15 protein-coding genes are annotated in these 19,026 nt (G+C 65.0%); 10 read left to right on the top strand and 5 right to left on the bottom strand.

Annotated elements, in window-relative coordinates:
• The first annotated feature begins 122 nt into the window (after positions 1-122).
• The 4 genes from ACIBJH_RS04275 to ACIBJH_RS04260 all read left to right on the top strand — a co-directional run bounded on the left by ACIBJH_RS04275 (position 123) and on the right by ACIBJH_RS04260 (position 7,816).
• A complete protein-coding gene (locus tag ACIBJH_RS04275) occupies positions 123-2,960 on the top strand; it encodes a beta strand repeat-containing protein (protein WP_399115287.1) in 2,838 nt (945 codons plus the stop codon).
• A gap of 229 nt (positions 2,961-3,189) precedes the next feature.
• Positions 3,190-3,951, top strand: a complete 762-nt coding sequence (locus ACIBJH_RS04270; protein WP_399115286.1) for a class I SAM-dependent methyltransferase — start codon at positions 3,190-3,192, stop codon at positions 3,949-3,951.
• Between the two features lie 183 nt (positions 3,952-4,134).
• A complete protein-coding gene (locus tag ACIBJH_RS04265) occupies positions 4,135-6,771 on the top strand; it encodes an NACHT domain-containing protein (protein WP_399115285.1) in 2,637 nt (878 codons plus the stop codon).
• 130 nt (positions 6,772-6,901) lie between these two features.
• A complete protein-coding gene (locus ACIBJH_RS04260) occupies positions 6,902-7,816 on the top strand; it encodes an aminoglycoside phosphotransferase family protein (RefSeq protein WP_399115284.1) in 915 nt (304 codons plus the stop codon).
• A gap of 3 nt (positions 7,817-7,819) precedes the next feature.
• Here ACIBJH_RS04260 and ACIBJH_RS04255 read toward each other — a convergent pair whose 3' ends face one another.
• A complete protein-coding gene (locus tag ACIBJH_RS04255; protein ID WP_399115283.1) occupies positions 7,820-9,196 on the bottom strand; it encodes a sporulation protein in 1,377 nt (458 codons plus the stop codon).
• A 268-nt stretch (positions 9,197-9,464) separates the two neighbouring features.
• Between ACIBJH_RS04255 and ACIBJH_RS04250 the strand changes: the two genes are divergently transcribed.
• Both ACIBJH_RS04250 and ACIBJH_RS04245 read left to right on the top strand, forming a co-directional pair.
• A complete protein-coding gene (locus ACIBJH_RS04250; protein WP_399115282.1) occupies positions 9,465-9,956 on the top strand; it encodes an ATP-binding protein in 492 nt (163 codons plus the stop codon).
• Between the two features lie 327 nt (positions 9,957-10,283).
• Complete coding sequence (locus ACIBJH_RS04245) at positions 10,284-10,580, top strand: hypothetical protein (RefSeq protein ID WP_399115281.1); 297 nt, start codon at positions 10,284-10,286, stop codon at positions 10,578-10,580.
• 410 nt (positions 10,581-10,990) lie between these two features.
• Here ACIBJH_RS04245 and ACIBJH_RS04240 read toward each other — a convergent pair whose 3' ends face one another.
• The gene (locus ACIBJH_RS04240; RefSeq protein ID WP_399115600.1) at positions 10,991-11,770 is read right to left on the bottom strand and encodes a GntR family transcriptional regulator; all 780 of its coding nucleotides are present in this window, start codon (positions 11,768-11,770) and stop codon (positions 10,991-10,993) included.
• 169 nt (positions 11,771-11,939) lie between these two features.
• Here ACIBJH_RS04240 and ACIBJH_RS04235 point away from each other — a divergent pair, with 169 nt between their 5' ends.
• The 4 genes from ACIBJH_RS04235 (at position 11,940) to ACIBJH_RS04220 (ending at position 15,446) form a co-directional block, all read left to right on the top strand.
• Positions 11,940-12,287 carry a hypothetical protein gene (locus ACIBJH_RS04235; RefSeq protein WP_399115280.1) on the top strand — a complete coding sequence of 116 codons (348 nt, stop codon included), beginning with the start codon at positions 11,940-11,942 and terminating at the stop codon, positions 12,285-12,287.
• Positions 12,287-13,588 (top strand): FtsK/SpoIIIE domain-containing protein, encoded by a 1,302-nt coding sequence (locus ACIBJH_RS04230; protein ID WP_399115279.1) that lies wholly within the window; start codon positions 12,287-12,289, stop codon positions 13,586-13,588. Before ACIBJH_RS04235 ends, ACIBJH_RS04230 begins: the two co-directional genes overlap by 1 nt.
• 11 nt (positions 13,589-13,599) lie before the next feature.
• On the top strand, positions 13,600-13,797 hold the full coding sequence (locus ACIBJH_RS04225; protein ID WP_399115599.1) for a hypothetical protein: 198 nt from the start codon (positions 13,600-13,602) through the stop codon (positions 13,795-13,797).
• A 242-nt stretch (positions 13,798-14,039) separates the two neighbouring features.
• Entirely contained in the window at positions 14,040-15,446 is a 1,407-nt protein-coding gene (locus ACIBJH_RS04220; RefSeq protein ID WP_399115598.1) for a replication initiator, read from the top strand.
• Between the two features lie 400 nt (positions 15,447-15,846).
• Here the strand turns inward: ACIBJH_RS04220 and ACIBJH_RS04215 are convergent, their stop codons facing one another.
• The 3 genes from ACIBJH_RS04215 to ACIBJH_RS04205 all read right to left on the bottom strand — a co-directional run bounded on the left by ACIBJH_RS04215 (position 15,847) and on the right by ACIBJH_RS04205 (position 19,003).
• Complete coding sequence (locus ACIBJH_RS04215) at positions 15,847-16,929, bottom strand: hypothetical protein (protein WP_399115278.1); 1,083 nt, start codon at positions 16,927-16,929, stop codon at positions 15,847-15,849.
• Entirely contained in the window at positions 16,926-17,408 is a 483-nt protein-coding gene (locus ACIBJH_RS04210) for a hypothetical protein (RefSeq protein WP_399115277.1), read from the bottom strand. The genes ACIBJH_RS04215 and ACIBJH_RS04210 overlap by 4 nt, the downstream gene beginning before the upstream one ends.
• Positions 17,409-17,554: 146 nt before the next feature.
• Positions 17,555-19,003 carry a recombinase family protein gene (locus tag ACIBJH_RS04205; protein WP_399115276.1) on the bottom strand — a complete coding sequence of 483 codons (1,449 nt, stop codon included), beginning with the start codon at positions 19,001-19,003 and terminating at the stop codon, positions 17,555-17,557.
• Positions 19,004-19,026: the final 23 nt, after the last annotated feature.

The raw sequence follows: 19,026 nt of genomic DNA, 5'->3' as shown, positions 1-19,026 counted from the left end.
CCGTGCCGAGCACCCGTGCATACAGACCGACGTCTTGGTGATCTCCATACTTTCGGAACCTGGTCAACCCCTCGGTGACCAGACAGGATTGCCAGGAACATCATGTGAAAACTGGGGGAACAGTGCTGCCACGTTCGATCGGGGCCTTCACGGTCGTAGTCGGCCTCGTCGGCGCGGGCCTGGCGCTGATTCCGTCCGCCGCCCGCGCGGATGGCGGCACGCTGTACGTGAACAACACCTCGACGTCGAACTGCTCCGACAGCGCAGCCGACGCGGGCACGCAGGCCCAGCCCTACTGCTCGCTGCAGACCGCCGTCGACACCGCGCGCCCGGGTGACACGGTCATGGTGGTCAACGGGAACTACGGACCGCTCGATGTGAAGACCTCGGGTACCGCGAGTGCTCCCGTCACCATCACCACCAGCACGAGCAAGGTACTCAGCCAGATCGTCGCGCCCCAGTCGGGCCCCGGCTCGGCGCTCACCTTCGACCACGTGCACGACGTGGCCGTGCACGGCTTCGTCATCGTGGCGAGATCTCAGGCCTCGGGCGTGGCGGTCGAGGGGTCCGACGACGTCACGCTGGACGGGGACCATCTCATGGGCGCCGATTCCCCTCCGCTGGTGGGCATCGACGGGCAGAGCAGCGCGGTCACGCTGAGCCGGGACCAGTTGGACACAGGAGTGAGCGAGGACGCCGTGGACGTCACGGCGGGGGGCTCCGGGATCGTCATCACCGGCAACAAGTTCGCCTACATGAAGAACACGCCCCTGAACGTGGCAGGTGTGCCCGGCACGGTCGTGGTCGGCAACACCTTCACCGACAACGGTGGTTGCAACACCGCGGTATCGCTCACCGGTGCCTCCTCCGGGTCGACGGTCGAGAACAACGCCTTCTTCCTCGGAGCCCCGGGCGGCTGCGCGACCTACGGCACCAGTACGCCGGTGGTGGTGTCCTCCGGATCGACCGGCGCGACCACCTATGACTACAACGTCTTCGAGTCCGAATCCGGCGGCGCGCTCTACAGCTGGGGCGGCCAGACCTATGCCACCGCCGCCGATCTGCAGGCTGCGACCGGCCAGGGCAAGCATGAGCTGTACGTCGCGGTGGCCTCCGGCGCGAACAGCCTGAACGTCACCCCGCTCATCGACTCCGCCGACGCCGCCGCACCGGACGAACTCAGCACCGACTTCAACGGCAAGCCCCGCGTGGACGACCCCCTCGTGGCCGATACCGGCACCGGCGCCGGCTACTACGACCGTGGCGCGGTCGAATACCAGGACCCCTACCAGGTGGCGGCGGCCGTCTCCGTCACCAAGGGTCCGGCCCCGCTGTCCGAGACGGTCACGGCGGACGAGACCAACACCTGGAAGACCGGGATCACCAGCTACACCTTCGACTTCGGGGACGGCAGCACCCCGGTGGTGTCCGCCACCCCCAGCGTCGCCCACGCCTACAGTGCGATCGGCTCCTACACCGTCACGGTCACCGCCACCACGGCCGCCGGGACCTCTGTCGCCGGCAGCAAGAAGGCCTACGTCACCGTCGCCGCCGAAGCTCCGCTGGTGCCCGTCCTGTCGCTCGGACAGGCCCGTTCGTCCAGCAGTCTCACTGTCCGGGCGGACGCCTCCGGGACCACCGACGACTGGAGCATCGCCGACTACGGGGTCGACTACGGAGACGGCACCCCGGCCGCGGACCTCGGCACCAGCGGCTTCGGTGGTCACACCTACGCCAAGCCCGGCACCTACACCGCCACCCTGACCGTCAAGGACGACGGCGGGAACACCGCCACGACCACCCGGCAGGTCACTGTCGGCAGCGCACTCGTACCCTTCGGGCCGACCCGGATCCTGGACACCCGCAACGGCACCGGCGCCGCCAAGGCGAAGGTGGGCCCGGGCGCGGTGCTGCGACTCAAGGTCGCGGGCGTCAACGGCATCCCCGCCACCGGGGTCACCGCGGTCGCCCTCAACCTGACCGGCGTCAACGCCTCCGCCGGCACCGTGATCACCGCCTACCCCGACGGCACCACTCGGCCGACCGCCTCCAACCTGAACCTCGGCCCCGCCCAGGTCACGCCGAACCTGGTCACCGTGCCGGTCGCCCCCGACGGCTACCTCGACCTCTACAACAACGCGGGCAGCATCGACCTGGTGGGTGACGTCGAGGGCTACTACAGCACCACCGCGGCCACCTCGGGCGGGACGGGCTTTGTCCAGGCGAGCGGCCCGACCCGGGTGCTGGACACCCGCACGGGGACCGGCACCGCCAAGGGCAAAGCCGGACCGGGCGGACTGGTCACGCTCACCCTGCCGGCCAGCGGCGCCAGCAACGCCTCCGCCGTTCTGCTCAACGTCACCGAGACCAATGCCACCGCTTCCAGTTGGGTCGCCCTGGAGTCGAACTCCGGCGATGTCCCCACCACTTCCCTACTGGACTTCGCTGCCGGACAGACCAGCGCCAACCTGGTCGTCGCGCCGGTCAGCAACGGGCAGGTCCAGTTCTACAACCGCACGGGCAACGTCGATCTGATCGCCGACGTCGAAGGCTATGTCGTCTCCGATCCGACGACGTCCCCGGGCGCCCCGGGCTCGCCCTACTTCCCGATCTCGCCGACCCGGGTGCTGGACACCCGCAACGGCACCGGCGCGGCCCAGGGCACACTCGGCGCCAAGTCCAAGCTCAGCGTCAAGGTGGCGGGGCACGGCGGCGTCCCGACCGGAGTGAAGGCGGTGCTGGTGAACCTGACCGGCGTCAAGCCCACCACGAGCACCTGGCTCTCGGCCTACGCCGACGGATCAACCCTGCCGGGCAGCTCCACCGTGAACCTCGCCACCGGCGCCACCCGCGCCAACCTGGCCCTGGTCCCGGTCGGTTCCGACGGGTCGATCGACATCTACAACAGCAGCGGCACCGTGAACGTGGTCGCGGACATCGAGGGCTACTACATCGGCTGATCGCCCACTCCGCGACCCGCATGTCCGTCGCCGCGCCGGGTGACGCGTCGGTCGAGTCTTACTCATGCGGTAATAACTTCGCTGCTCAGGGCTGCTGAACCCGGCCCCAGGCCGCAGGTCCGAGTGCGCGTTTGTGAGCCCGTCATACCAGTCGGTCGCCGACCAGGCGGCGTCTGCCAGAGCAAGAGGTGGGGTGGTGGCAAGGGGCGCGACCTGCTGGACTTGGCCCATGGAGACTGCCGCTGCCGACCGTCCGTCGGCCACGTACGACCGCATCGGCATCGGGTACAGCGACATCCGACGGCCTGACCCCCGACTGCATGCTTTGATCGGCCAAGCGCTGGGAGGTGTCCACACCGTCGTCAATGTCGGCGCCGGCACCGGTTCTTATGAGCCGGAGGACACCGACGTGACAGCCGTTGATCCCTCTCAGGTCATGCTCGACCAACACCCTGGGACGAAGAAGGTGAAGGCCGGAGCCGAAGCCCTGCCGTTCGCGGACAGCTCCTTCGATGCGGCCATGGCCATCCTGACCATCCATCACTGGCCTGACCTGCACCGGGGACTTCGCGAACTGCGCCGCGTCGCCCGCAGGCAGGTTGTCTTCACCTGGGATCCGACGCACCAGCCGGAGTTGTGGCTGCTTGAGGAGTATCTGCCGGAGATCCGTGAGATGGACCATGCCCGGTTCACCTCTGTGACCGAGGTCGCCGACGCGCTCGACGCGCGCGCGGTGACGCCCTTTCCCATCCCGCACGACTTCACCGACGGCTTCCAGTGTGCCCACTGGCGCCGACCGGAGTGCTACCTCGACCCGGTCATCCGGCAGGCCAGCTCCACTTTCGCCCAGCTGCCGCCCTCCGTCGTAGAGCCGGCGGTCGCCCGTCTCCGCGCCGACCTCGCCTCCGGCACCTGGCACCGCCGCCACGCCGACCTGCTGGGTCAGCAGAGCATGGACTACGGATACCGCCTGGTCATCGCAGGTGGGTAGAGCAAGTTGCCCGGCAACGCCACGTCGGTCAAGTGCCACTCATGCAGCAATAAGGCCAGGAGACTGGGCGAGGTGGGGTCGTAAAGCTAAGGCCATTGTTACAAACTGTAACGATATGATAACCCTGCGGTGCGAGGGCGCGCTCCTGCTGTATCTAGTACCTAACGCTTTGGGGGGCGATGCATGAATTTTGATCCGGGTACCGCAATTATATCTCTTGTCGTAGCGCCGGTATTGTATTTTGCGCTTCGCCGACTCGGTAAGTTCCTGAAACAGAATACACAAATCGCATTGGAAGCGCTTTTCTTTCACCTGGGAAAGTCATTCCGTAGCTCCTTGGCAATGAGAGTCAGTCTGCGTAAGTATTGCAGAGCCGGGTTGAGTGATCCGCGATACCGATATCTGATCGTACCGGGGCGAGACCAAGTTTCCCTGGAGGCCGATAAAGCTTTCGTCTCGCTCAAGCTTCAGAACGCAGCCGAAGAGCATGTCTATTCTGACGATGTGCGTAAAATGCAAAATATCCCACGAGTCCGGGTCATTGGAGATCCTGGGTCTGGAAAATCATCTCTGGCAAAGAAGATGTTTCGCGATGCATGCCGAGACGCTGCAAAATTTAAGTCAGGACATCGTCTTCCTATCTTAGTCGAACTGAAGCGCTTCTCACCCCCAAAGAGCGCTTCCACTGAAAGATCCCGAGTAAATTGGGCCATTAAATACTTTGAGGAGCGGGTATCCGCTGTTCATGGGTTCGACATGCCGCAACTCTTTGACTCCTACTTGACTGGCAAGGGGATATTCCTTATTCTCGACGGCCTTGATGAGGTCGCAAGCAGCGACTATCTGCGCGTCGCCGAGATGCTCCGTGCCCTTAGTCGGGCCCTGGCAGTCAAAAGCCCCAACAATTCAATTATCCTTACAATGCGCTCGCAATTTCACACGCAAGTAAGTGATCACCTGGAGTCTGAGTTTCCTCTTGTTTTTCACGTCCAACCATTCACCCCGGAAGATATTTACACCTTCCTGTCGCGTTGGCCCCACTATGTCGGGGAAAAGCGTCTTGAAATCCTTAGGGTATACAACGACCTCACGGATCGGCCAACGCTCAGGGAGATGTGTAGTAATCCGCTCGTTCTTGGAATGTATGTAAGTCATGATCAACATGGCGGAAACGACGTTGCTATCGATACTAGAACTTCTTTCTACTCAAAAGTAGTGGAGGAGCTTCTGGTTGCACGGAGAAGCAGGCAGTTGGAGATTCCCGCAAGAAGTCTCCTGCGTGAGCAAAGGGAGTCCATCTTCGGGCCGCTCGCTTTTGAACATCTACTGGACTCAACCCAGGCGGCAAACTCTCTTGATTGGACGCGTGCCGTTGAACTGGTATCCGAAGTCTACGGATGTGATTCTGGCGAAGCCGAGAGGAGGTTCAGAGAACTAGCCAAGGAGACTGGCTTAATCTCGGAGGAACGCACAGGGGAGACCTATAGGTTCATTCATCTTACCTTCTGCGAGTTTTTCGCTGCCAAGGAGGCGGCTGAAGGCAGAGAGGAGGGTTGGCAGGAGCTTATCTCGGTTCATAACTCTTTCTCGCGAAATGCTGATTCCTATGCGATCGCTCGTTTAGGAGAGGTTATTCCATTTGCTCTCGCGCTGCTGACTCGTGCTCGGCGGCCCGACGCGATCAAAGAGATCGCTGCTATTAGCGAGAATCTCATAATTGGCAGATGCTTCCTTGAGACTCAGCTATATGACCAGGAAGTCTGGGATCGATACACTCGTGCTGAATCGGAATTCTTGCGCCGCACACCCTCGAACAAATGGGACGATGAATGGCTTAGGAGACTTCATCTCTTTAATGTTGTCCTGAAAGACGAGGAAGAATGGGCGACCAGTTATGGCAGACAGAAAGGGAACACGCTTGAAGTCCTCTTTAAAGACTTGGTCGGTGACGATCGCCAGCGTTTGATTCAGCTCTTCAGTAGTTATGCAGCCGTTGACGCATCCGCGGCCATGCGATTGGCCAGGTCAACAGGATTGGATCTTGTCACGGAACAGCCTCAAATTGTTCTCAATAACATGCCCTACCCGCCTTTCAGGGCCCACATCCTTGAGGAACTTAAAGCGGATTCCTCGCCATCCGATGAAATCTTTCTAATTTTGGCTGAGGCGAGTCTCCAGAACAAGTCCGTTGCTCTTGACTGCGACAGAGAAGAGTCCATTGATTTTCTGAAAGAAAGAGTTTCCCTCCTGGAGCGTCGGCTACGCTGGTTTCGTAGTGATTCTGTTTTCTGGCGTGCTTTTTATCCATCGTTGTATTTGCATTGCTTGAGCTATTCTGTGGCGCTGGTGAATCGGGGAGGTGATTTCTCGAAATTTCCTACCGTTGTAACGGTGTCTGAGGTTCCCGCGCCGGGGTCGGTAAGCCTGAGATTCCAGTATATTTGGTTTTCGATTCCCGTTATCCCGCCCCTGGCGGCCGCTTTGCTCATCGGGAACTGGAGGTTTAGCGATTTCCTGAATGGGTGGGCTAGCCAAATCCCTTTCCTGTTGCTCGGTCAGTTATTTGCCACCAGTCTGATGGGTATTGGACAGATCCCGATGACTAGGCGGGCGCTGTATGTGGACCTTGTAAATCTCACCCAGATCCCCTTTCGGGTAACTTCTGTGCAAAGAATCGTATTGCCGCGTGCTCTACTGAGGAGGCTTTTGCCCTCTAGGCTTCTTCGCGCCTGCCTGTCCCTTCGTCGCCCCCTGGTTGAGGATCTATTTCGTTCTGAGATGCCACAGAAGCAACCAGCCGCAAAAGTCGATAGGCGCTAGTTCGCCCCCGCCCCCCTCGTGCTGAGGGCATGTCAGTCTGTACCGTCGAAGTGTGTCTGGTGCGCGTTGGGTTGGTCACCCGTGAGCGTGCGCTGGTTGATCGCGTGCGACTAGGGGAGCTGGTACGGGCATGGCGGTTGACGCTGCTCGCACGGAAGAGGGGTTCACGTCGGCGAGGGCTACGCGGGTGATGGTCGCCGCGTGCCAGGCTGCGGGGCTCGACGACAGAGGCGCGGAGTTGATCCGTCTCGGGGAGAACGCGCTGTTTCGGCTGGCCTCTGTGCCGGTGATCGTGCGGGTTGCGCGGGGTGAAGAGTGGTTGCCCAAAGCTCGAACCGAGGTGGCCGTGTCGCAGTGGCTTGCGGGGGAAGGATTCCCGGCGGCGCGGATCGTTGAGGACTTGGAGCAGCCTCTCCTGATCGCTGGCCACCCGGTGACCTTCTGGTACTTGATCGTTGAAGGGGACCGCAAGGCGAAGTACGGGGAGCTGGGCGGGATCCTGCGGGAGTTGCACTCCTTGAATCTGCCTGATGGTCTCGTGCTGCCGTCGTATGATCCCTTCGACAAGCAGGCGTTGCGGCTTGATCGGGCGGTGATCCCGGCCGATGACAAGGTCTTCTTGCGGAAGCGCTGGCGCGAACTGCATGACAAGTACGCCGAGTTGCGGTTCGAGACGCCCAAGGGGCCGGTCCATGGGGATGCCCACGTGCAGAACCTCATGGTGGACGACCAGGGCCACGTGATTCTGATCGACTTTGAGATGTTCTGCTACGACCATCCTGAGTGGGATCTCATGGTTACAGCCGTGGAGCACTACAGCCTGGGGTGGCAGACCGACGAGCAGTACGCCGACTTCGTGGCTTCCTACGGGCGGGACCTGTACGACTGGCCGGGCTACGAGACGCTGCGGGGCATCCAAGAGTTCGGGATGACGACCTGGCTCATGCAGAACGTTCAGGAGGATGAGGAGACCGCGGCCGAGTACCGCCGGCGTATTGCTGGTCTGCGTGACGACGATGGGCCTCGGGACTGGCAGCCCTGGTAGCGGCTACTCGTCGTCCTCGTCTAGGCGATTGAGCGCGTCACGCACCCTCTCGTTGAAGGCGGCCACCGTGGGGTTCGCCGCGTGCACGCTGACTTCGTTCTGGAAGTCGGTCACGTAGCGCTGGAAGCGGTTGGACTGGAGGGAGTCGCCGCCGTCGACTGCGAGGCTCGCGGTGGTGACGGCGGCTTCCAACTCGCCGTTGAGCAGCTGGCTTTGGGCGAGCACCATGCGGCAGAAGCCCAGGGTTCGGGCGTACTTGGGGTCGGTGCTGTCCACGGCGCGCTGGGCCTGGGCGACGGCGTCTCGGCGCATTTTGAGGTCGCGGAAGCAGTGGCAGAGTTCGCCCATGAGTTCCGCTTCGTCGAAGTAGCCGAGCCATGCCGGGTCTTCGGCTGTGTGGGCGCGTTCGAAGTGGCGCTCGGCCTCCTTCATCGCGCGGGCTGCTGCGATCCCGTCGTTCGCGTTGGACAGGGCACGGGCTTCCATGGCCGAGTAGTTCGACATGGCGCGTGGGGTGGCCCGTCCCTTGGCGCTCTCGACTGCGGCGCGGGCCAGCTGAATGGCCTGGGTGTGGTTCCCCAGATAGTTGGCCTGGTGGCTGAGGTTGCCGAGGATGCGGGCGCCGAACATGCGGTCGTCGACGACCTGGGACAGGCGCAGTGTTGAGGTCAGGTAGCGGTGGGCGAGTCGGTGGTTGCCGACGTCGTACGCGGTCCACGCGAGCAACTGGGAGATCTCGGCTGCTGCGCCGAATAACGAGGTGCCGACCTTCTCGCTGTAACTCGCGTTCAGCAGAGGCAACACGTCTTCGCGGAAGTAGTGGCGCAATGCTTTGTGGCCGTGGCCTCCGCCGTACTTGAAGTCGAGTTGCATGAACAGGCCGGCTGCCTCTTTGATCGCGCGGACGTCGCGCATGCCGATGCGTCGGTGATCGGGTCTGTCGGTCTGGATGCCGTCGGGACGCGCGATCATCCATGACAGGACGGCGGAGTTGAGGTCGGCGTCCGCGACGGCCAGTGGGCTCGAAGCGGGAGCGTCGGCGTGCTCGTGGGTGAGTCCGTCGAGCACGGACAGGACGTCGGGAACGGTGCTCGGGTAGCCGACAGGCTCGGGGGCCGTCGACTTGGTGTGGTCGAAGAAGCCGAGATCGCCCGGGGTGATGCGTCGGCGGAGCTTGTTCGAGAGAACGTCTGCCATGAGTGCCGCTGTCTCGGGCCTGATGCCTGCGCCTTCTCGCCAGCGCTTCACGGCGACGTGCGTCGTTCCCAGGGTCATGCCACGTTGGGCGCCCTCGTCTGTCATGCGCTTCGCAAGGCCTTTGTTCGAGACCTTGGCCTCGTCCATGACCGCGATCAACTGCGCGTTTGGCTCTCGGCTCATGCTCCCCTGCCAACCCGAGAATGACGGCGAGTATTCATCGTGTCACAGCAGCCTCACCCTGGGGGTTCATTCCTGAACCCCCTTTGCATTTGCCGGTGTTCACATGAACCCCCAGGTGAACACTGCCGACAGAGTCTCCCGCGCCGTTCACTGGTCGACACAGATCAGCGGGCTACGGGCCCATCGGCGCGCGGGAGGGAACGCGGTGGAAGTGCGACACAGCAGACACCCGGTGAACGCTTCGGCGGAGGGTGCTCCACGCCGGTCCGTGCACGACCCGTCCAACGGTCTCTTCCGGGCGCTCACTCTCTACGCAGAGGACTCCGGCTGCGCCAAGGCTGCGCGCGACACGGTGGGCTCCTACCTCCGAACCTGGGGGTTGGAGCACGCGGTTGTCGACGCTCAGCTCATCGTGTCGGAGCTGGTCGGCAACGTAGTGCACCACGCGGTGCCGGATGACGCCCTGGCCACGCCCGGCGCTTCGCGGAGGATCGACGTATCGCTCATGACGGTGCCCGAGGTACTGGTCATCGGTGTCTCGGATGAGGACTCGGATCCACCTGAGCTGGCGGCTGGTGAGTGGATCTCACCGGAGCTGGCGGGGGACTTCTCAGAGGCCCTGTTGCCGGAGCGAGGGCGCGGGCTGTTGATCGTTCAGCGGCTGGCTGATGCGGTGTGGTGGTCGCCCGGCGTGAAGGGCGGCAAGACCGTGTGGTGTCGCCTCGACCTCGACCGGCTGTGGGCTGAGCACTCGGCCTGACAAGCGCCGGACCAACGCCCCTGTTTGCTCCCTCGCGATCGGGAGCGGGCGGCGATCCGGTTACCGGCCGGAGTTTGACCACTCCGGCCAACCAAAGGGGCGCGGTCTCTCGCACATTCGGGAGGCTCCCCTCCCGAATGAGGGGCCGCGCTTCACATCCCCCATATAGGCCGGGCCACCCACTGCCCTGGTAAGCGAACGGGTGGCCCGGCTGGGAACACGGCGGTTCCCGGTGCCTGATGGTACCGGGGCCGCCGTGCTGCGTTCTGGCCCTGGCCCAAAAGAAGTTGACGATCCGTTACCTAGATCAGGGCAGAGGTGGGCAAGGTGACTGGCTCCGGTGAGGACTGGCCGAACGGCGGTCTGGACGTGGCGGGCTCGGACTTCGGTTTCTGGGTGGCCGGCGTCGACTACATCGCGGGATGGCGCGAGGCGCGCGAGGCTGCCGACCGACTGAACCGGGCGCTCCTGGGCGCGGGCATCGAACTCTCCACCGTTCGGGCTGTGGCCTCAACGAACCAGGATGGTGGTGGTGTGGTCCGCCTGGCGGGGTGGCCCGGTGCCGTGAATCGGCTCGCCGATCTCCTGGAGGCGCTCGCGGACACCGACGGCGGTGCGCGATGAGGTGCCTTTTCGCTGGTGAGCGCGGTACGTGGGTACGTCGTCGGGTGTCGAGACTTTGGGCGGTAGCTGCCATGGGGCGAGTGAACAGGGGGCCTTACGCTCGCCGGCGGATCGGGCAGTCTCTTGGAGCCTGCCCGTGTTTAGCCCGATCGGCCCCCTGTTCTTCGAGGCTCGCCCCATGGGAGCTGCCTAAAGTCTCGGCACCCGGCGACCCCCGGCCCCCAACACCCCTGCCTACGGCGGCCGTTCGACGCGCCGCTTTCTCCGGTGTGCTGCGGTGCGGGGCGTCGGCCGTCCGGACGGGACCGGCGGCCACGCCGCACGCCCGGCCGGGGCGGCCGGGCGCCCCGGCGCGCCGCAGGCGCGCCCTTGAGGAAGTGAAGACTGTTTCGACCGATACCCGTCTGAGGTCAGGTACGGGTGCGTCGGGCGGGCTGCTTGTCGGCGGTGATCCGGTAGGCGAGTTCGGCACGGTCCGCACCGACGCGCAGTTCTTCGAGGACCAGGGGACGGTCATCGGTGCCGTGCGCGGTGCGGGCCACGTGCAGGACAGGGGTCGCGTCGGGGAGCTGGAGGGCGTTGCGCTCGTCGGGCAGCGGCATGTGGGCTCGTACCGTCTCGGTCCACGTCAGCTTGTGGCCGGCCTGGGTGAGGACCCAGTAGATCGCTGCCGGGGGCTTGCACGGCTCCTGTCCGGGCAGCGGGACGGCCTCGGCGACCTCGAACGGGATCAGCGTGCGGTGCATGGCGCGCGTCCCGGTGCCGGGGTCGATCAGCAGGCGGTCACAGCCGAACAGAGCTTCCTCCTCGTCGAGTTGGAGGAGCCGGCCGGTGGCTTTGGTGGTGTGGGTGCGATAGGTGCTGGGCTGTTCGGTCTCCTGCCAGACGTCACCGTTGGGCATCACGAACTTGCCCTCGGTGGTGCGGCTGATGCGGCGCTCGACCGTGAGGACGGGGTTTCCGCTGGAGCGTACGAAGCTGCCCTTGCCGTGCCGGACGTCGATCAGTCCTTCCGCGCGCAGTGCCGAGATGGCGTTGCGGACGGTGGGCCGCGAAACGCCGTAGCGGGCCATCAGCTGGGCTTCGGACGGCAAGAGGGAGTCCGGGGCGAACTCGCCGGACAGGATCGCTTCCCGCATCACGGCAGCGACCTGCTGGTAGAGGGCTCCGGGCCGCTGGATCTCCGACATCTCGGCATCTCCGGGTGAGTTGAGGACATAGGCACGTCGCACGCGCGACATCACTCGTCAGCATAAGCACTTGCACTCTCGCCGTACAGAGCTCCATAGTCGTAACTCGTAAGGACAAGTGACGTCAGCATCAGAGCTGGCGTTCCGACTGGCCAGGGAGGCCACAGAAATGCAGTCCGTTCCCGTGGACACGGTACGGCTGGGCGTACTGCGGTGCGCAGGCGTGCCCGAAGTGAAGTTCAGCAACTCCGAGACGCAGGAGGTGAAGAAGGACCGGGACGGCAACCCGGTCTACTCCGTCGCGGTCACCGTACGACCGGACGGGCGTCGGATCTCCGTCATCGAGATCGCCGTGAGCGGACAGCCCAAGGGCCTCGAAGCGGGCCAGATCGTCAAGGTCACCGGATTGACCGCGTTCATGTGGTCGATGGGCGACCGGCACGGCGTCAGCTTCCGCGCGGACGCGATCACGCCCGCTCACTCAACTGGTGGGCAGGGCAAGGGCGGTGACGCGTGATGGGGCCGACTCTGCTCGCTTTCGCGCTCGCCGTGCTGGCCTGGGTGCTGGTCGTCGGCGACCTGGTACGACGGCACCGTCCGGTCTGGCACTGGTACCTGACCGGCTACCCGGTGACCGTATGCCGGGTCCTGGCGACCTGGCGCAAGGTGGCCATGCTCAACGACCTCGCCGTCTCGCGCCGTCCGCCGCGCGGCCTGCTCGGGGACCTGGTGGTCAAGGGCGATCCGCTGCGCCCGATAACGCCCCGGATCTCCTTTCCCCGTGCCACCCGCATGGGCCTGACCGTGACGGTACGGCTGCACGCGGGCCAGACCCCGATGACGTACATGAAGGCGGCCGACGCACTCGTTCATGCGTGGAGAGTCCACGCGGTGCGGGTCACCTCGCCGGAACGTGGCCTGGTGCTGCTCACGGCGACAGCTGCCGATCCGCTTCAGCGGCCCGGCTTAGCCACCGCTCCGGCCGAACTCCTCTCGGCGCTCATCGGCGTGATGGAGTCCGGCGGGGCCTGGGTGATGAACCTGAGACTGGTGCCGCACTGGCTGATCGCCGGGGCCACCCGCTCGGGCAAGTCCACCCTGCTGGCCCGGCTGATCACACAGCTTGCGGTTCAGCCCGTCGCCCTGGTCGGCATCGACTGCAAGGGCGGCATGGAACTCGGCCTGTTCACCCGGCGGTTGAGCGCGCTGGCCACCTGCCGACGTGAAGCGGTCGCCGTGCTCTCCGCCCTGGTGGTCGACATGCAGGAGCGCATGAGCGTGTGCCGGTCGGCCGGCGTGCGCTCCACCTGGGAACTGCCCGAGAAACTGCGGCCCACACCGGTCGTCGTGATCGTCGACGAGATCGCGGAACTGTACCTGTCCGACGGCACCCGTGAGAGCAAGGCGGAGGCCGAGCAGTGCTCCACGCTTCTGCTGCGCCTGGGCCAGCTCGGGGCCGCGCTCGGCCTGCACCTGGTCGTCGCCGGCCAACGCGTCGGCTCCGACCTCGGCCCCGGCGTCACCGCCCTACGCGCCCAACTCGGCGGCCGGATCTGCCACCGCGTCAACGACCCCGGCACAGCCGAAATGACCCTCGGCGACCTCAACAAAGACGCTGTCGCCGTCGCTCAGACGATCACAGCGGAGGAACGCGGCGTGGCCGTGTGCACGGGCCCCGACGGCGGCTGGAGCCGAGCCCGCTCCCACCTCACCCCGACCGAAGAGGCCGTGTCGACGGCACGGAAGTACTCCGGCATGACCCCTGAACTGCCCACCCTCGACCGCGCCCTTGCGGCGCTGGAAGGAGACGACAATTGACCAGCGGAGATGTGATCAGTCAGGGTACGGCGTTCACGTTCGCGGTGATCTTCGGGATCATCACCGTCCTCCTCGTCCGCTCCCGCGACGTGCGCGCCTGGGAAGCGGTCTGCGTCGGCCTGTTCGGCGTCTACCTCGGCCAGACCCCGGTGGTCTTCACCATCCACGGCCTCGTCATCTGGCTGATCAGCGGCTTCTCCCACACCTGAGCAGAAGGGACCCACCACCATGCCCATGTCTCGCGTGAGGTGCCCGTTCTGCAAGGGCGACGGAGCCCGCAGAACCTGGACCGGACGACTGCGCCGCTGCCGCGTCTGCCGGGGCACCGGAACCATCCGCTGACCCACCCTCACCACCCCCAACCAGGCAAGGGAGCGACCCCCATGACCCACCACGCGCCACCAACCACCCACCGTGCCGCTTCGGCGGCCCACCCCGGAAGGTCACCACCATCACCCCGGAGTACACCCCGGCTGACAGGCGCGCCGCCCTCGACCGCGCGGCGCGCCTGCGTCAGCTTCCCGAAGCAGACCGCGACGCAATACGCATCGCTCAAGACCCTCAATTCCCGCGCTGGCTGGAGCAGATCACCGCAACCGGCGGCTGCGCCCACCCCGTCCACCTCTCCGGCTCGACCACCACCCTCGACGGCACAACCGGCGAGATCCTCCAGCACTACGACACGCGCACCGAGCCCGGCGAACGCCTCCTGGTCCGCTGCCGTAACCGACGCGCCACCGTCTGCGCCCCCTGCTCTCGCCTCTACGCAGGCGACACCTACCACCTCGTCCGCGCCGGTCTCCTCGGCGGCAAGAACATCCCCGTCACGATCCGCAACCGGCCCCGGCTCTTCGTCACCCTGACTGCCCCGTCGTTCGGGCCGGTCCACCGCGCCGGGGAGATCTGCCGACCGCGCCGGGACGGCGGCACCTGCGAACACGGACGCTCCCTCGGATGCGGTGCCGTCCACGCCCCAGATGCGCCAATCGTCGGCCAACCGCTGTGCGCCGACTGCTACGACTACCTCAGCCACGTGTTGTGGCACGCGCACGCCTCCAAGCTGTGGGACCGGTTCGTCATCGACGTACGGCGCCGCCTGGCCTCCTCGGCCGGCATCGTTCAGTCCCGCTTCGCGGCGCACGCCCGACTGTCCTTCGCCCGCGTTGCCGAGTACCAGAAGCGGGCGGCCGTTCACGTCCATGCCGTCGTTCGGCTCGACGGCCTGGCCGGACCTGACGACGAGCCTCCTGCCTGGGGAACGGCCGACCGGTTGATCGATGCCGTATGCGCCTCGGTTCGGCGGGTCCTGGTCCGCATGCCCTACAGCCCGGCCGTGGGTGAACTGGCATTGCGCTGGGGTGCCCAGGTCGATGCTCGCCCGCTGCGTGCTGACGGCGACGGACCCGACGACGACGCCGTGGCCGCGTACGTCGCGAAGTACGTCACCAAGGGTGCCAGCGAGACTGGAGCCGGCATCGACCACAGAGTTACCAGCTGGGACGAACTGGCCACCGCACCCGTGACCGAACACGTCCGCACCCTCATGCGCACGTGCTGGCGTCTCGGAGGCCTTGCCGAGTATGAGCCGCTGAACTTCCGCCTCTGGACACACACCCTCGGCTACCGAGGGCACATCCTCACCAAGTCCCGCGCCTATTCCACGACCTACGCAGCGCTCCGCGCCGAACGCGCCCACCACGTAGGCCACACCGAAATCCCCGATTCGATCACCGATCGGCACTGGCGCTACGCCGGCTCCGGCCACACCCCCGGTGCCGCACTCATCACCGCTGGAATCGCCGATGACATCGCCATGAACCGTGAGGTCGCCTGCGAAGAGCGTGAGGCGCCCCGGTGACCAGACACCGCAACGAACAGTGGGTGCGGGCCGTCGAGCGCCAAGCGGCCAAGTTCCCCACCCGGATAGGACCGAAGAGCGCTACGCGACTCGCGCGGCTCCTCGGACATACAGGGAAGGAGTCTTAAGGTGATCGACTCCAAGGGGTTCGGTGTCTGCGCTCAGCGGTCGGCATGGTTGACGAAGTAGCTCACGACGATGAGTACCCCGAGAATCCCTACACAGAGGATGCCGAGGGCCGTCCAGATACCCCCTCCGTCCACCGCAGAACGCACCCCGCCGGCCAGCCCACCGACGGCCATACACACGCCGATGACGACTGTTCGCGGGCTCTGGGGTCTCAGCCAGTGCCGCAGGTCTGGACGGCGGCGACCAGGCGACGGTGGGCCGGCGGAGTGTGTCATTGGTACCTCACCTTTCCCGGTTCCGCCGGGGCGTCCACATGGGTGTCACCTGGTGCCTTGTTCGCACCGGGCGGCGTGTAGTAGAAGTCGACCCCCGTCGCGACCACGGCGACCGGCACGCCGAATATCTTCTCCCCGAACTTGCCGATCGTGTTGATGAACGTGGGGCGATGGTGCTTCCCCGTGACGTCGCTCAGGAGCGCACCCTTGGCGAGGTGCTTGCTGGCCTCGCCGCCAGCCGCAGCGGGGGCGCCGCCGATCGCGCCCTGTACCGCTCCATTGATGTCTCCCTTCACGAGCGCCTCGCCGCCATCCATCCAGGCGCGGTAACCGAGGAACTCGGCAACGGGCTTGATCGTGCCGCTGCCCCACTTCTTGGGCGGCGTGTACTCCTCCGAGTCCGTCTGAGTCCGCTGCGCCTGCTCGGCGTCGGTGCTCGCGTCCTTGAGAGAGCCGTAGTACGTGCTGCCGAACTCGTGCTTGTCCTTGGTGAGTTGCCACAGGCCCCAAGAACAGGTCGAGTCCGCTTCCGCTGCCCGGCCGAGGATCGCGTCGATGCGCCGCTGCAAGGCGTCGAAGTCGTCCTGCGTCACCACCACCTGGGAATCTCCGTGCGACATCCGCTGTGGCTGGACGCTACGGCTTAGCGTGCCGTCGGCATGGATCGTGATGCCGGCAGGCGGGTTCTCGCAGAGAACCTTCAGCTCGTTCCTCGCCGCCTTGATCTTGTCGTGTGCGGAACTCAGCAGGTTTCCGATGCTCTCCGCTTCAGTGACGGCGTCGGTGAACTCGTCCGACACCCGGACGACAAACGGCTTGGTGACGGAGGCGTTCTCGCCCTTCCACTCGGTGCCCTGGGCAAGGCTGCGCATGCTCCCGGCCTCCTGGGCGACCTTGTTCAGCAGCACCGCCATGGCAGCCCAGTCGTCGGCCGCCGACTGTAGGGCGGAGAGATTGACATGGAAGAGTTCTTCGAAAGTCGGCATCAGCCCCCTGCCGTTCCCGGCGTCGCCGCCGTTGATGTCCGAAGGGTTCCGATCCGCTTCGGAATCCCTGGTCCCACGCTGAACAGCCGTCACATGATGGGACCTTCCGCCTTCGGAACAAGGGGTGCGTCGGAATCCGAGGTGGACGGCGGTACATCCAGGTACTCAGAGATCTTGGAGACCTGCATCTCCGCAGCAACGAACTGGTCATCCTGCTTCGACGACTTCACCGAGTAGTCGAGATGGTTGGAGATCTGCGCGCAGGCGTCGAGCAGCACCTGAAGCTGCTCATGCCAGCCCTCTCCGGCCTTGGCCAGAGCAGCGCCCATGGCGAACCCGTCGTTCTCCAGGCTCTTCGCGGCAGCCTCGGTGTGTGACTGCGCATGCCTGCCGGCGCTCGACAAGTGCTGGTGCAGCAGGAACGCGGCGTGGCCGATCTTCCCCATGTCGTCGGCCTTGACGATCAGGTCAGCGCCTCCGGGCGACGGTCCGCCGGGATCCATGTCGGGCGTGCCGTCCAGCCGCATCGCGGCCTTCGCCTTCAACTCCGCCCACTCCTGATCGAACGACATGCCTTCACGCCCCCGTTGTCGTGGATCCAACAAGGCTACCTCTGAGGACATATCAGAGATCGCCAGCGGCGATAGGAGGGTGTTAAGAAGAGTGCGGCCACCGTCAGCGAGCTGTGTAGCTCACCACTCCCGTTCTTTCTTTCTGACTAGTCCAGCGGGTTCGGCTTGATGTCCACCCGGCCCGTGTCGAACCCCCTGCCCTTCCGAGTAGGCGGACGAACGATCACGGCAGCGAACAGGAACCGATAGATCGCGTTCATGCGCTCGTAGTCCTCCGCCTCTTCCAGCCTCTGCCAGTTGGTCTCGGCATCCGGCCCGGCGATCCCCTCCAGGACGACGACCGGCCTCTTCACGGTCTTCCGCTGACGCTCCTTCACCCGCTTGAGGACAACGGCACGCATGGCATGGAAGTCGGCGGTCGTGAAGTCGTCGTCCGTGAGCCACAGTTGTTTCAGCTCCTCCAGCTTCGCCCGGTCCTTCTCGTCGGCGAGAACATCAGCCTCGGGGCGCGTGGTCGCGGCGGGCTCGTAGCCGGTGGTGTCCAGGTTGGTCAGGACCTTGATCGCGACATCCCGCGCGAAGGCTTCGAGAGGTACCGCAGATACGGATCGATCGCACTTCTGCTGATCGACGTCATCGGCGCGAGTGCACCGGTAATAGGCGTACCGGATGCTGTTCGTGCCGGCCATGCGGGCCCCACACGCGCACGTCACCACTCCGCGCAGCACGTAGTACCGAGTCGGCCGCTTCTGCTTGTCCTTGGCCTGCGCGGCCCGGTACTCCCTGAACCGCTGGACCTCGTCCCACTGGCCGCGATCGATGATGGCGGGCCACGTCCCCGTTCCCACTTCCTCGCCCTGGTGGATCCGGACACCCGCCACAAAGTTGGACGACAGCAGATGGCGGACGTTCTCCGGCTGCCACGTCTTGCCCTTGGACGACAGCACTCCCCGTGCGGTCAGGTCCTGGGCTATGCCCATGGGCGACTCACCGTCCAGGTACCGGCGGAAGACCTCGCGGACGATCTCCGCCTCTTCCTCGACGATCGCCTGACCGTTGCTTGTGTAGCCGTACGGACGGTTGCCCACGTGCGGTCTGCCTTCGCGGGCCTTGTCTTTGAGTGCTTCCTTCAACCGGCGTGACGTGTCGTCAGAGGAGCGGCACGCGTGGGCCACCTCGATGCGGAGGATGAACCGGTCGTCGGGGTCCGACAGATCGCGTCGGTTCGCCTCGCCGTGCAGGAGCACGCGCTTGTCGTCGGCTATCGACAGAAGCTCTTCGAGATCCTTGGGCTGCCGCATGAGGCGGTCGGGGTGGTAGACGATGACGTGCCGGATCTCTCCTTCCGCCATCACCCTCAACATGTCGTCCCAACCCGGCCGCTTGCGGTTGCGCTGCCACGCCGAACGGTTGTTGTCCACGTAGACGTGGGTTGCCCCGACACGGAGTTGGAGCCGTTCGGCTATCTCCCGGCAGATGCGTTCCTGTCGGTCGACTCCGGTCTGATCCTCGTCCTTGGTGTGGGAGATGCGGCAGTAGATCGCTGCGGGCTCGCCGGGGGTGATGGTGGCCTTCGCTAACTTCGATCGGCTCATGACAAACACTGTATGAGCCCGGT

It is taken from the genome of Streptomyces sp. NPDC050548 (assembly GCF_044457385.1).
GTDB lineage: Bacteria > Actinomycetota > Actinomycetes > Streptomycetales > Streptomycetaceae > Streptomyces.
The sequence above is the reverse complement of the archived record's forward strand: the minus strand, read 5'-3'. Positions and strand labels throughout refer to the sequence as shown.